The following is a 14,642-nucleotide window of genomic DNA, read 5'->3' on the forward strand; positions in this document are numbered from 1 at the left end:
TGGGCACACGCCCCCTCACCCCAGCCATGCCCGCTCCCGCAGCTCAACGCCATGATCACCAGCGCTTACATGCCCGCGAACTGTCGAACTCGGGTTTCTGTCCGGGCTGGATCCGGACAGCCCGGCCTACCACAGCCCCGTCGTGCACCGCCTCACCGGACCGCTGGACAACACCGCCCTTGAAGCCGCCCTCAACGACCTGCTGCGCCACCATGCCGTCTTGCGCACCGTCCTTCCGGTCCGGGACGGCCGTACTGTGCAGCGGGTCCTGCCGTACCGGCATCGCGCGCTGCCCGTCGTCGACCTGTCCGCGCTGCCCGGGCACGACCGGCAGGCGGAGGCCGAGCGACTCGCGCGGGCGGACGCCGAGGAGCGCTTCGACCTGGCGGAAGGACCACTGATGCGGTTCCGGCTGCTCCGCCTCGCCGCCGACGACGCGGTCCTGGTACTCACCTTCCACCACGCGGTCGTCGACGGTTGGTCGCTGGGCGTCCTCCTGAGCGATCTGGGCACCGCGTACGGGGCGCGCCTGGACGGGCAGACGCCCGAACCGCCCGCCCACACAGTGCAGTACGCCGAGTACGCCCGCTGGCAGCACGAGTGGGCCGAAGGCGCCGAGGCCGCAAGCCAGTTGGACTACTGGGAACGCCGGCTGGCCGGTGCCCCGGACCCGATGCCGCTGCCCGCCGACCTTCCTCGGCCCGAGCGCCCCCAGGGGCGTGCCGAGTCCACGCTGTTCACCGTTCCCGCGCCCGTGACCGACGAGTTGCGGAAGATCTCCGCGCGCACCGGCAGCACCCTGTTCATGGTGCTGCTCGCGGCGTTCCAGATCGTTCTCGCGCGTTACGGAGGCCACGACGACGTGGTGGTCGGCACCACCGTTGCCAACCGGCGCTACCGCGGTTTCCACGACCTGGTCGGCTTCTTCGCCAACTCGGTCCCGCTGCGCTCGCGGATCGCACCGGAGGCGTCCTTCGAGGACTTCCTGTCCGAAGTCCGCACGACGTGCCTGGAGGCGTACGAGAACCAGGACGTGCCCCTCGACCTGGTCGCCCGGCGGCTGCACCCGGAGCGCAGCCCAGGCCGGAACCCGATCTACCAGGTCAACTTCACCCTGCACAACACGCCGCCGCGTCCGGTTCGTACCCTGCCGGGCGGGATCGGTCTCATTCCACTGGACCACCTGGACCACGACGCCGCCCGCTTCGACCTCGACCTGAACGTCTGGGAGACCAGCGCCGGGCTGGAGGGCCGGCTCATCCACTCCACGGACCTGTTCGACACGGCGACCGGTGAGCGGCTCGCCCGATCGCTGGGTGTACTGCTCGGCGCCGTGGCCGCTGCCCCGGACACACGGATCGGTGAACTGCCGCTGCTGACGGCCGTGGAGAGCGAGCGGATCCTGCGTGAGGGCCACGGCGCACCTGCCGACCGCCCCGAGGACGTGCGCGTGGACCGGCTCTTCGCCGAGCGGGCGCGGACCGCCCCCGACGCGGTGGCCGTGTCGGCGCCAGGCCGCGCCGACCTGACCTTCCGGGACCTCGACCGCCGCGCCAACGGCCTCGCCCACCGGCTGCGTGGCCTGGGCGCCGGTCCGGGCCGCGTGGTCGCGGTGCTGCTGCCCCGCACGCCCGAGGCGCTGGTCGCGCTGCTCGCCGTGCTGAAGAGCGGCGCCGCGTACGTGGCGCTCGACCCGGTCTATCCAAAGGCCCGGTGGGATCACATGCTGCACGACAGCGGGGCCGTGCTGTTGGTCACCGACGCACGGCCGGGGGACCCGGACATCCCGGGTATCCCGACCGTCGTGGTGGACCTGGACCGGGTGGCCGAGGAGGTGACCGGGGCTCCGCCGGAGGGTGACGGCGGGTCCGACGACCTGATGTACCTGATGTACACCTCCGGCTCGACCGGCGGGCCCAAGGGAGCCATGCTCTCCCACCGCCAGGTCGCCAACTACCTGCTGTGGGCGGTGGAGACGTACCTGCCGCCCGGGGCGGACGGCGCTGTCCCCGTGCACTCCTCGCTCTCCTTCGACCTGACCGTGACCAGCCTCTTCGCCCCGCTGCTGGCCGGCCGGCGCCTGCTGCTCGCCGACGACTCCGGCAGGCCGGGCGAGGCTCTGCGCGTCTCGGCCGAGGCGGACACCGGCCTCGCCTTCGTCAAGCTCACCCCCTCGCACCTGAAGATGCTCGAGGGCTCTACGGTTCCCGCGCGTGCCGGGGCGTGGACCCGCACCCTGGTCGTCGGCGGTGAGGAACTGCACGAGGAGCAGCTCGCGGCCTGGCGCACGGGTGCCGGAGCGCCCCGGATCGTCAACGAGTACGGCCCGACGGAGACTGAGCCTCCCCTCGTAACGTGGAGACCGTGACCGGAGGGATAGTTGAGGGTCGTGGGATCCAGGAAGCGCATCTATAACGCGGAGTTCCGCGAGGGGGCGGTACGGATCGTGACGGAGACCGGGAAGCCGATCCCTGGGGTGGCCGAGGAATACGTCCACCGGCATACCTTCCGCACCCGCACCGAGGCCCGGCTTCGGGATCGCCGCCTCAATCACCGACCTCTACAACGCCAGGCGGCTGCCCAGCGTGTGCGGGTTCAAGAGCCCGATCGACTACGAACGTGGCTACCGAGCCACCTTCGCCGAGAGACTGGCTGCATAGATCGTCTCCACACTGCGAGGGGATCGGCATGGAGCGGCTGCACTCCGAGGGCGTGTCCGTGACACCCGCACCTCGGATGACACGTCATGAGGACACACCGAAGATCCGGAGTGAATACATTGCTCCGGTTTTGCCCGTGTCGTACTCCACCAAGAGGGAGGCCGCAGGGCCCGATCGGTACAAGGGGCTGTCGACGGTCTTCTTGGCCTGGTCGTACACCTTGTCGACGTCTGGTGTCGTCGTCCTCAGCCAGTGCGCCGCCGCGCCCGGATGCGCGCCCGGATGGTCCAGTTGGATGCACTGGCCGAGGAAGTCGGTGCGTGCGGTGGCCGTCCGGCTGGCGGCGCATGTCAGGGACTTGAGGTTGCCGTCCAGGCTCCACACGACGGTGACGGACAGTTCGGTGCTGGCCGTGGGGTGGGCGGCACCGGAGGAGAACCACACGACGGGCCGGTCATCGTCCGCCCTGAAATCTGTCTTCTTCTTCGAGCTCAGCGAGATGTGCCACCGCTTCGTCAGCCGGGCCAGGTAGTCGGCGCCGGTGTATCCCTTCGCGAAGGCGGCGTTGCTGAGGCCGGTGGGAATCTTGTCCGCCGTCACGGGTCGGGTGGGCCAGTCGGACGGGGTGAAAGTGCCTGTGGCCGGCGAAGTGGCCGTGACTGAGGCGGAGGGGGTGATCTCGCCCTCGTCCGGTCCCGGTGAGACCGAGGAGACGGAACCCGGTGAGGAGCCGTGCGGTGAGGAGCATCCGGCGAGAAGAGCTCCGGTGAGGAGTGCCGCTGCGAGGACCTGGGGAAGCTTCATGGACGTGGGCTCCGTTGCGGGGCGGATGTCCCACTGGGCGGTGCGCCCGCATCGGGCCGACTGCGGAACGCACCGCCGTGCCGTGGGATGTGGAGTGGATCAGGGCATCGCGTCGTGGAAGCAGATACCCGTGCTGGACGCCGATGTGGTCGAGGAGAAGACCACCGCGTCGAATGCGACGTCCAGGTCACCCGTGTAGTCCGAGCGGCTGGAGTTGTCGGCCTGGAGGCTGCCACCCTGCCACATGCGCACGGTGCCGAGTTCGACCCAGACGTCGTTGCCGTTGCTTCTCGTGGCCTGGTTGACGCTGCAGGTGCGAGTGGGCGTCACGCCGGAGGTGTTCATGCCGACGTGAACGGTGTATGGGACAATGGCTTGCGCGCCGTGGTTGGGCAGATGGACATAGATGTCGTAGAGGAGACCGGTGGTTCCGGGGTCGGACATTTTGGACGGGTCCGGAGTCCAAGTAGCGGTGACTTTGTGCCACAGATCTGTGGCGCTTCCGGAGCCGCCCGCGTAGCCATGGGTGAACCAGGCGTGCCCATCATAGCCCGCGCCGAGTTGGTGCAGATCGATCGCCGCGATGTCACCGGTGGCCCGGACGGTGCCGTCACTGCGGTTGTAGGTGAAGTTGTCCCCGAACTGCAGAGTGAACTTACCTTCGTCCTGCTGCGATTCCGTACAGCCCTGAGTGTTGTCGTCCGGTTCGGGCAGGTCATCGACGAGCAGCCCTTGCGGGGCGTTGTTACAAGGTCCCGCGGTGTACTGCCGGTTCAGGGCCGGTTCGCCGCTGCCGAGGGTGTAGACGAGGTTCTCGGTGGAGCCGGTGGTGGGGTCCTGACCGGCGCCCCAGCTCACCGAGTCATGGAACCAGCAGGACTCGTTCTCCGCCGGGCACGGGTCGCTTCCGGACGCGGCGCCGGGATCGCAGTTGTTGGAGCTGTCACAGTAGGCGCGGTAGTCGAGGTTCAGGTTGAGCTTGCCGGCCGGACTGGTGCCGCTGGCGGGAAACTGGGGCAGCGAGTAGGACGGCTGGCCGTTGTAGGTCCGCTGGGGGGTCTCCGCCCAGCCCATGATCTTTTCCTCGTAGGGCCAGTTCGCCGGGTGCGCGGCGTCGTCATAGGAAGCGCGCAGGAACGGGGCGCGGTCGGGCTCGTAGGTGGGGTTGGCCGGGTTGTTGAACCAGCCCAGGCCTACGAGACCACCGTTCTGGGAGGAGTCGGTGTAGACGCCGCTGTTGTAGCCCCACAGCGCCATGAACCAGTTCTCGACGTACGCCGAGCTGCCGGTGTTGACGTTCATGCCCAGCGCCTTGAGCTGGTTCCACGTCTGGCTCAGAATCTGCACGCCCGCCGCGATGTTCGCCGCGTAGTCGGTGGCGATGGCGTATGCCTTGGTGGGCTCGTACGGGTTCGGTTTTGCCTCGTTCATCCCGGTGGTGACTTGGGCGATGCCGTAACCGCAGTCGGCCACGGTCCCGTTGGGATAGGTGTGGATGCTGTCGCCGTTGCCGTAGTAGTCGCCGAGCAGCGGGTTGCCGCCGTCCCCGGGTACCGAATGCCAGGACGCCTGTTTGAAGTTGGACTCCTGGGCAAGGATGCCGAGCACGACCTGGGCGGGCACGGTACCGCCGTCGGACAGCGGGACACGGGGGAAGAGAGCCTGCGGGTTGTAGGCGTCGCTGCCGGTGCCGAGGTAGTTGGTCGGCCGGGTGATGTTCAGATCGCCGTGCACGGCCTGGTCGACGGCCCACTCGACCATGTTGGCGCTCGGCTGCAGGGCCTGGGCGTGCGGGTCGTTGCGCTTGACGAGACAGTTGGAGTAGTGCGTCTGGGGGTTGGGGTCACTCGGGGCGACACCGGACTGTGCGAGGGCTGCCTTCTCCGGCTGTCCGTTGTAGTCGGGCTCCACGTCGTCGGTCGTGGCCGCAGCCGCCTCAGTTGTCACCACCTGCGTGGTCGCCATGGTGTCGGTGGCCGTGGCGAAGGCCCGTACGTCGATGCGCCCGGCCCCCTGGCCGCTGGTGGCCCCGATCTTCGAAGTGATCCCCTTGAGTTCCTCCGACGTCACGGAGGTGGTGAGCAGGTGGCCCTCCCGGGACGCGGCGAGCGGCTTGCCGGGTGCATCGGCCTTCATGAGACCCGGTGCCTTGGCGGTATCGATGCCGGACACTTGTCCGGCGACGAGGTCGCCGCCGCGCCGCGGGAAAAGACCGAGCTGCCCGAGCGGCGCCGTGCCCAGCTTCGTCAGGTTCCGACCGTCGAAGCGGTGCAGTTCGTCCTTGCCGTCCGCCACGAGGGCCAGATCGACGGATCCGTCGGCACTCGGGGTGAGTGCGAACGGCTGGCCCGGCAGCTCGGCAAGGGGGACGGTCGTCCCGTCGGCGGCGGCCTTGACGAGCCGTCCGTTCAGCACACCGATGTCGCCGTCGGAGGTCGGTAACGGGTTGGTGAACTGGCCTTTGACCGTGGCGTGGTCGAGAGTCTTGCCGGTCGAAGCGTCGATGTTGAAAAGCTCGGTGGTGCCATGCGCCGAGTCGCCGACGGCGCTACGTGTGAAAGTGACGGTGTCGTCCTGGCCGCAGCCCGGAGAGAAGTAGGCGAGCTGCACGCCGGTGACCGGTTTGGAGATCCGTCCGGTCGCCAGGTCCACTACGGCGGCGAAGGCACCGTGCTGCATCAGAGCCGGCTTGTTGGCGGCGATGGACGGGGCGTAGACGGCGGCCGCGTACCGCCCGGTTCCGGTCGTGCAGATGTATCCGGTCCACGGTCCGATGCCGTCGAGTCCGGTCTCGGTGAGGTTGGCCAGCTCGTGGTACTGAAAGGACTGCGACTCGTCGGCCACCAGGATGTGGAAGCCCGAGGAGTCGCCGGTCGCGATGACCGACCGGTCGGAGGACGTCTGCCAGTCCTTGCCCAACGCCTGGCGGGGAGAGGCGAACAGCTCGCCGTCGGTGCGGGCGGCCGGCTTCTGCGGTGCGGCGGCAGCGGTCACGGCCGAGGTGGGCAGCAGGCCCGCAATCACCAGCGCGCAGGACAGCGCTGCCGTCCTGGCCGACCGGCGCCGCGCTCGTACGGGGGAGCCCGCGGCGCTCGCGCTTCTCGTCAGTGCCATTGGGTGCACTCCCCGGTCGTCCCTTGCTGCTGCCACGCTTCCGGCGCCGGGTCGAATCCCTCGCCCATCTCGGTGACACAGCCCTTGGCCGTCGAATCTCCACCGACCATCGGCGTCGCCTCGGCCACGTCTTCGTATGCGATGTATCCCGTGGAGTACGATGCCTCGCTGCCTCCGAGCGGAGGAACATAGAAGATGTTCGCAGCCCGCGGGTCGAGGGTGTAGTCGGTATCGAGGGTCACCTTGGCCCAAGAGGCGTCGCAGGCGCCCGAGTGGAAGAAGCGCAGGGAGTACCCGGTCTCATCGATCTCCTCCAGGAGTCGGGCGTCACTGTCACATCCCGTTGTGACGGGACTCTGACCGGTGCACTCCGTACTCTTGCAGGAGGCGGCCGATGCCGGGCTGGGAAAGGCGCTCACAGCCGCGCAGGCCAGAGCAAGGGCCGGCAGTAGATATCTGAACCAAAAAGCGGGTCGGAAGCGGACAACCCATAAGAATTTTTGCATGGCCGTGACATCCTTCGCGTTCAATGGCCGAATAGGCGTCTTCCCGGGGCCGGCCGCGGGATTATGTGCAGCCGTACGCGTGCGACACTTCTCCCTCGTCGCTGTCCCGCGCGGACGTGTTTGATCACGTGACGATTCAGAGTCTTCCCCGAGAAATAACATGATCAACCAAGTTCTCGCCAAGGAACGTTCAGAGGTTGGTATTTTCGGAAGCTGGATCGGAATCAGAGAAGCATGCCGATCCCGGGCCTTTTCAAGGCGGTCTGTCCGGTTGGTGATCATGTGAAAGAAAAGCGCTTCAGGTGTACGTATGGGAGTAGATTGGAACAATTCCTGGCAGCGCCGAACACGGAGGAACCGTAGCTCGCATTTCTCGTTGACGGGGCTTTGGATACAACTCGGCACGAAATTTTCTATATGCGCTGGTTCATTCGCCTCGAGAAGGCGAACTCCCCGGTCGCACCGCTGCGTGAGGATGAAGACGGCCTGTCGCTCCGCGTACCACGTGCGGGCGGCAAGACGGGAGGCCCGCGAAGCGCGACGGCGGGCCGAGGAAGTGTCGGCACCCCGCATACACCCGCCCTGCCGGGTCGCCTGGAGGCCGGCCGTGTGCGCCACGGCGACCGCGGAGGGGAATACGCATTCCGCGGGCTGCACCGCAGGCTACGGCCGGAAGTGTGCGCCAGTGGTCGCACCGTTCATCTCGACAGAACCCTGACGGTTCAAAGGTCCGGTAGGCCGTGATTCGCCTGCCGCCGACTGGAGGGCGAGCGGCGTGACCGGCCGAGAACGCCCTTGCTGGGCCCGACGTCCCCCAAGATGAGCGTATGGAGATTTTCCCCACAAAAGTGGACGGAAGTAGTCCGTCTCGGAAGCTGTAAAGGGTGCCGATCCGGCCATAGATCCATCTTGAACTTTGCTTTACTCGTACAACTCCCGCGGTAGCCTATGGTTACTGAGGTGCTTGACGCCAGGTACGTGTCTATGGAAATTATGAATATCCACGCGGAAATCACCTGGCATAACCTTCATCGGGATCCGGTGGTTCCTGCGTCATACCCACACATCGTGGGCCTTTAATTCCTGTCCCCCGAGCACAGGATGACAGCTCACTGACGAGAAAGCGGAGGTGTGGAGAAGAAGACGCATGGGTGTCGCCGCCACGGCCGTTTTAGATTTCATGGGGGTCGTGCCGACCTCGTCGATGGCCGAGTAACGTGCCGGGAATGCGGACCGGGTCATCCAGACCTTGGGCAGCAACGGCGTCCAGGCCCGATGCTCAGGCGACAGCTGCGACCAAGCAGATCATCGCGTCCGACGCGGTCGCCGCCGTCACGACCGTTGACGTGTGCGGCACCGGATACACCATTTCCACGCAATCAGTTCCGCGGAAGGCGCGGCACCCCAGCCGCCGTCGCCCCTCTCCACCTCGTCTCCAGAAGCAACTCCGGCGGCTTTGACGTCCCTGGCCGCCGCGCCGACAAGGGACGGCGAGACCACCGTCTTCACGTTCTGCGGCAGATCCAGCTGACCGTGAACGACCGTGGTGTGTACACCGCCATCCGTGTTCCCCACGTCTCGTAGTTTCCTCTGTGTTTCTGCATTGCCGGGCGTGACGGGCCTGCCGGGATACGACGTGTCGTTGCGGTGCTTCTTCCCTGGCACGTTGCCGGGAGATCCAGCACGGGACGCGGGACCTTCTCGTCAAATCAGGACCGGGTGTTGGTACCCGCCGACCCGGCAGCCTAGATCATCTCGTTCGAGGGGACCGACTCATAGGTGGGACGGGTGGCTCGCGTTCCGCCTGGCAGATACGCGCTCAGACCGGTCTCAGGGGCCCGGCGATCGAGAACCGAATCCGAGAACCGGAGGTGTATTTCTCCCTTGAGACGCAGAACACGAAACCGCGCCGCCTTGGCCGCGGCGCTGATCTGTACCGCTCTGATGAGCAGCCTCACCCAGGCGGTACCCGCATCTGCGGCACCCGTGCCGACTACCGCCGCGAGCACAGCCGATCCCACGTCCGACGGCAGGGTGGGGGACCCCGACACCAAACTCGGCAAGGGCTGGAAGACGGCCGAGGACCGGGCCGTCACCGCCGCCGCAGACACCGATGGCCTGCACATCCTCTACTCCGACAGCGTGAATGTATATGAGTGGAAGACCGCTGCCGTCCTCGCCGAGCCCGGGATGCCCGCGGACTCGTGGATCGGCAATCAGTGCCAGATGGACCGCGACCACGTCGCTGCCGTCTATGCGCCGCGCACCTTCACCAACAAGCCGGACCTGATGCAGGGCGGGGCCTTCGCCGCGATCATCGACCTCAGCACCGGTCGGGTGACCAAGCTTCCGTTCACCGCGTCTCTGGTCTACTTCGACCCGTCGTGTGACCCGAACACCGCTACCGCCGCCTTCACCGCCTTCCGAGACATGAATGACGCGGCCAGGACCATGAGCCGGGTCGTGACGGTGAACACCGCCGGCGGCACGGTCACCCGGGCTGCGGCGAAGGGCGAGATCACCAGCGCCGTCCCCGTCAAGGACGGAGTCGTCGGCGCCATGGCCGGTCACCTGGTCCACCTCGACCGCGCGGGCAAGGTCAAGGACCTGTTCACGGCCGGTGGTGTGCCGTTTGACATCCATCCGCTGAAGGGCGGGAAGATCGCCTTCATCGAGCGCAACGGCGCTGAGAACGCGCGTGCGCGGGTGTGGCACGGCAACGGCACGACCACGGTCGCCACGGGCAAACTGGGCGACCTCGCGCTGGAGCGCGGCGGAGCCGACCAGGTGTTCCTCACCGGCCACCCGACCGGCACCCCCCGTACCGAGGGCACCGGGGTCACCTTGGTGGACGCTCCCGTCGGCACGGACGTCTCCTCCCACGGACGGCTCGCAGTCGATCCGGTGCTCACTCCCGGGATGCGGGCGGGCCTGGCCAACATCGCGGGCGTCGGGCGGCAGGGCACCGGCGTCGGCGACTCGCCCTCGCAGAGCGACGTCGCGCAGGCACCGGCCACCATTGCCTCCGACGCTCCGCTGACGGTGACGTCCACCGCCACCACGACCGGAACGAAGATCAGCCAGACGGTCACCGACACCACGGCGCCCACCGGTCACGCCGGTCTCTCACCGGCTCTCACCGGTGGCGATCGGCCGGTCTCCGACACAGGCGTGGAAACCCATTCGGAGAGCACAGCTGCAACGAACGTGTCCCACGACCCCACCGACCCTGACCGCTGGTGCGCGATCTCCCGCAACGACACCGACGCTCAGGCGCTGCAGCCCACCCCCAACCAGGTGGAGTGGGCCGTGGACATGGCCGTCCGAGGTGATCTGCGTTCCTCTTACCTGACTCAGGGCGGCTACCGGAACCAGACCGGCCTGAGCACGATCGACCCGCAAGGGCTCTTCCCTGCACCCACCCTGACCGGCGGCGGCCGTATTCCCGCCAACGTCCTCCTGGGCATCCTGGCCCAGGAATCCAACCTGCGGCAGGCGGAATCCGGCTCCGTCCCTGGCCAGATGGGCAACCCCCTCGCCGCCGTGGACGGCTACTACGGCCATGAGACCGACCCGGGCGACCCGAACGCCTACTGGGACATCAACTGGGACAAATCCGATTGCGGCTACGGAGTCGGTCAGATCACCGACGGCATGCGTCTGGCAGACCACGAGAAGGACGGTGAGACAAGCCTGTCACCGACTCTGCAGAAGGCCGTCGCCATCGACTACGCGACCAACATCGCCGCCTCCGTGCAGATCCTCGCCGACAAGTGGAACGAGGTCCACGCCCCCGGCCAGACGATCACCGTCAACAACGACGACTCCTCCCACGTGGAGAACTGGTTCACCGCGGTCTGGAACTACAACCTCGGCTTCAACGCACCGTCTGACGCAGCCGAGAACGGCGGGAACTGGGGGCTCGGCTGGTACAACAATCCCGCCAACCCCATCTACGCCAACGGCTGGAACCACCCCTTCATGAACACGGACGTGGACGGGACCGAAGCCAACCACGACGCCGCACACCCCCAGGACTGGCCCTACGAGGAGAAGGTAATGGGCTGGGCCGCCTGGTCCATCGACACCGGCTTCTCCTACGCCACCAACGGCCGGCAGGACTGGCCGGGTGAGTCCGGCTTCGCGTCCGCCGGCTTCCGCCCCGCCTACTGGAACGGCACGGACCTCCCCGTCACCACCGCAGGCAGCGCGCGGTACAACCGCGCCCACGTCACACCGCTGCTCGACACCTTCTGCACCAGCACCAACGGCTGCGACCCGGACTCCCCTCCGAACTGCGGCACCGAGGAGTGCTACACGCAGTACTGGTGGAACCAGCCCAACGCCACCTGGAAGAGCGACTGCGCCACCACCTGCGGCTTCGAAAACATCAAGTACGCAACCCTCATACCGGAGCCAGGACGCGGCTACCGGCTGCAGAACGGCCAGCCCGTCTGTTCCGGCGCCCCGGCCGGCTCGCACATAGTCGCCTCCGTACCTGATGGGACCGAGTCGTGGAGCGACTGCGGACCGGTCGCCTCGTCGGGCAGTTTCCAGTTCACCTTCTATCCGAGCACCTTGGGAACCACATACGAGGCCAAGGCAGACCTCCACCAGGTGGGTGGCGGCTACGGAGGCCACTTCTGGTATGCCCACACCCGTAACGCCGACCACCTCGGCGGCGACGGCGGAGAAATGACCGTCGACGGCACCTGGACACTGGGACAGAGCCTGGACTGGGCACGCGTCCTGGTTTACCTGCCCGACACCGGCGCCCAGACCAGACAGGCCACGTACGTGGTGGGCGGCTCCGACAGCACCAGTCCTCAACGGGTGATTCTTCAGCGGTCCGGTGGCGCCGGACAGACGGCTTCCTCCCTCTACCCCCACCCCGGCTGGGTCAGCCTCGGTGCCTTCCACTTCACCGGAACACCGACGGTGACACTGTCGAACGCGACAGAGGACGGCACCGCGGACGAGGACATCGCCTGGGGCGCCATCGCCTTCCAGCCTCTGAGCGGAAAGCCCGCGAACTCCGTCGTCGCGATGGGCGACTCCTACTCCTCGGGTGAAGGCGTCAGCGCCACCGGGGGGACCGACTTCTTCTCCGAGACCGACTACCCCAACGACGACGACGCCCTGGTCGACAAGTGCCACCGCTCCACCCTGGCCTGGTCACGTCAGGCAACCCTGCCCGGCTACGCCCAGTCCATCGGGTTGATGGCGGACAGCCTCGATCCGCAGATGGACTACCACTTCGTAGCCTGCTCAGGCGCCCGCACATTCAACATGCTCGACGAAGGACAGTCCCACGAAGTGCCGCAGATCGACGCCGGCTACCTCGACGAGAACACCACCCTGGTGACCCTGTCCGTCGGCGGCAACGACGCAAGGTTCACCGATGTCTTCAAACAGTGCGTATACGGCGCCGTACTGGACCTGTGCCAGGACACGGCGATCGGCAACAAGGACCCGGACACCGGCGATGCCGCGCCGGGAGACACCGGCCCCCTGAAGGACTGGGCCCCGAAATGGCTCCACGACACCGTCCGGCCACGCATCGTGGAGGTGCTGACCCGTATTCACCAGTTAGCCCCGGACGCGGAAATCGTCCTGATGGGCTACCCCCGTCTGCTCTCGGCCAACGGACAGTGCGGCGGTGCCCCGGGCATCGGGACCGAGGAGGCCCCTTGGCTGAATTCTGTCGCTGACACCCTGGACGAGGAGATGGAGGGCGCGGTCACCGACGTCGCGCTGGAGCAGATGGCGAACGTGGTCTTCGCCGACCCACGCAACGCGTTCGAGGGGAAAGCAGTGTGCGGTGACCCGGAGGACGTGAACGGCGTCGTGGAGACCGGACGCTCCAGAGCGGACGCCGATGCCCCCGAACCCGCCATGGCGTCGTTCCATCCCAAGATCGCGGGAGCCCTCCTTTACACCGACGTGCTGGAACAGGCTCTGCAGTAGTACAGACGGGCAAGATCCGGGCAGAACCCGCCCCCTAGCCGGGGTCTGAGCACGCGTGCTCAGACCCCGGCCATCGATCGATACCGGAGAGAATCCCGTCATGAACGCTCCTGCCTCCCAGCCGCACGACGAGTCGGCGGCCCCGTCCGGCCGACTCCTGGCCCTGCGTACCGGGGGCGCTGCCGTGACCGGTGCCGCTCTCACCTGGTCTGCCGTCCAGCTCGTGGAGGGGGCCTACCGCTACGACGCCCACGTGTGCGCCAAGGAGACGAGCCTCTGCCTGACGCCGTGGCCGGTGCTCTCGTTCCCAGCCGCATTCGCCCTGGCCCTCGTCGTGCTCGTCGCGGCGTACCGGTTGCTGGGCATTCGTCCCGGGGCGGCAGTGATCCCCCCTACCCTCCTGCTGGCTCCTCTACCCATTGCCGCCGCACGGCGGATAGCCGGAACAGGACCGGCCACCGTGGCCGGAGCAGTATGGGCCGCCGCCCTGGTACTGGCGCTGTGGCGCCCCTACCGGACACTGGGGCTGTCCACTGCAGGCACGCTACTCCTCGTCTCCACAGTCATGCTGATGAACTCCTAACCTCGCGCTTTCGTACGCCCAGCAGGACTTGGAGGTTGGCCGTGTAGATGGTTGATCGCTGGTTCGTAAGCTCGTCGTCACCTGCCGGTGTGAGTCCGGTCCGGGTAGCTGCCAGGAGGCCCGGTAGCAGGCTGGCGGCGTCGGGGGGAAACGCCCGGCTGGGCCAGCAACCCGGCCAGCACCTCGAACAACGCCCGCACCGGCGCGCTGCCGATCCGCCGGCGCAGGTCACGCAACGCCTTCGCAGACGGAGAGACCACCGGCATCCCGGACAGACCTGCGGTCAACTTGTCTGTCCCAGACGAGGCGATAGCCGACCTCAGGGAACAGGCACATCGCCAGCAAGAAGCAGACCCCGACCCGCGACGGAAGATCGCGCAGCCGCTGCTGCACCGTCCTCGTCTCCGCAAGGACCGCGTCCACCAGCTCAAACGGCACGACTGCCGTCAGCTCCCCCAGATGCCCAGGAGCGAACCGGCCTCCGGCCACGGTGACCGTTCGGGTGATGGCCGTCAGCGCAGACGGCAGGACACAACGACGGGACAACGGAGCTCCTTCGGGACAAGCTGTCTCGGTCGACTGCCTGTACCAACGAGCTCCGTTGCTCTGCGTCGGGAACCCTTCAACTCACTTGCGTGACCTGCGAAAACGCTAACTACCCGGCCTTGTTGTGTCCTGAACGCGAGAGGAAGAAGCATGTAGGAACTCTTCTTGTAGCGATGCTGTACGGAGGATGAAGGTTTTGGCCCTTCAAATTCGCCCTGCGGGGGGAGGATTTAAACCACCTCATGCTGCGCTAGCTGAAGACTGCCGTGGTGAACGATGAGGAAAAGGCGCCGGAAAACGGTGTCAGGTGGGGATCGGGAAGGCGAACGCAAGTGAATCGCTGCTGACGTGTCGAAACGTAGAGAAGACATCAAAACCGGGACCTCAAGGCAGTCCCGGGATGAGCCTGGCGGGTGCCCGTTTATTGGCCAGGCGGTGTCCGGCATGCAGGCGACGCGAGCC

Annotated in this window: 6 protein-coding genes and 1 pseudogene; 3 read left to right on the forward strand and 4 right to left on the reverse strand. The window is 67.0% G+C overall.

Translation table 11 applies throughout. The features are described from left to right. Positions 1 to 106: 106 nt before the first annotated feature. The gene (locus tag ABZ862_RS37330; protein WP_360968770.1) at positions 107 to 2,368 is read left to right on the forward strand and encodes a condensation domain-containing protein; all 2,262 of its coding nucleotides are present in this window, start codon (positions 107 to 109) and stop codon (positions 2,366 to 2,368) included. Positions 2,369 to 2,744: 376 nt separating this feature from the next. Here ABZ862_RS37330 and ABZ862_RS37335 read toward each other — a convergent pair whose 3' ends face one another. The 3 genes from ABZ862_RS37335 to ABZ862_RS37345 form a co-directional block, all read right to left on the reverse strand. Beyond that, the gene (locus ABZ862_RS37335; protein ID WP_360968730.1) at positions 2,745 to 3,464 is read right to left on the reverse strand and encodes a hypothetical protein; all 720 of its coding nucleotides are present in this window, start codon (positions 3,462 to 3,464) and stop codon (positions 2,745 to 2,747) included. Between the two features lie 99 nt (positions 3,465 to 3,563). Then, on the reverse strand, positions 3,564 to 6,578 hold the full coding sequence (locus ABZ862_RS37340) for a hypothetical protein (RefSeq protein ID WP_360968733.1): 3,015 nt from the start codon (positions 6,576 to 6,578) through the stop codon (positions 3,564 to 3,566). Continuing rightward, positions 6,569 to 7,084 (reverse strand): DUF2690 domain-containing protein, encoded by a 516-nt coding sequence (locus ABZ862_RS37345; RefSeq protein ID WP_360968736.1) that lies wholly within the window; start codon positions 7,082 to 7,084, stop codon positions 6,569 to 6,571. The genes ABZ862_RS37340 and ABZ862_RS37345 overlap by 10 nt, the downstream gene beginning before the upstream one ends. Positions 7,085 to 9,118: 2,034 nt before the next feature. Here ABZ862_RS37345 and ABZ862_RS37350 point away from each other — a divergent pair. Both ABZ862_RS37350 and ABZ862_RS37355 read left to right on the forward strand, forming a co-directional pair. Continuing rightward, a complete protein-coding gene (locus tag ABZ862_RS37350; RefSeq protein WP_360968739.1) occupies positions 9,119 to 13,051 on the forward strand; it encodes an SGNH/GDSL hydrolase family protein in 3,933 nt (1,310 codons plus the stop codon). Between the two features lie 100 nt (positions 13,052 to 13,151). Next, on the forward strand, positions 13,152 to 13,634 hold the full coding sequence (locus ABZ862_RS37355) for a hypothetical protein (RefSeq protein WP_360968741.1): 483 nt from the start codon (positions 13,152 to 13,154) through the stop codon (positions 13,632 to 13,634). A gap of 149 nt (positions 13,635 to 13,783) precedes the next feature. Here the strand turns inward: ABZ862_RS37355 and ABZ862_RS37360 are convergent. Further along, a pseudogene (locus ABZ862_RS37360) lies at positions 13,784 to 14,162 on the reverse strand (transposase domain-containing protein); the annotation flags it as partial. Positions 14,163 to 14,642: the final 480 nt, after the last annotated feature.

Source organism: Streptomyces sp. NPDC047000, assembly GCF_040644295.1.
Lineage (GTDB): Bacteria > Actinomycetota > Actinomycetes > Streptomycetales > Streptomycetaceae > Streptomyces.

Coding starts and splice junctions, on each gene's coding strand:
- ABZ862_RS37335 (WP_360968730.1), bottom strand. CDS start 3,464: ATGAAGCTTCCCCAGGTCCTCGCAGCGGCACTCCTCACCGGAGCTCTT.
- ABZ862_RS37340 (WP_360968733.1), bottom strand. CDS start 6,578: ATGGCACTGACGAGAAGCGCGAGCGCCGCGGGCTCCCCCGTACGAGCG.
- ABZ862_RS37345 (WP_360968736.1), bottom strand. CDS start 7,084: ATGCAAAAATTCTTATGGGTTGTCCGCTTCCGACCCGCTTTTTGGTTC.
- ABZ862_RS37355 (WP_360968741.1), top strand. CDS start 13,152: ATGAACGCTCCTGCCTCCCAGCCGCACGACGAGTCGGCGGCCCCGTCC.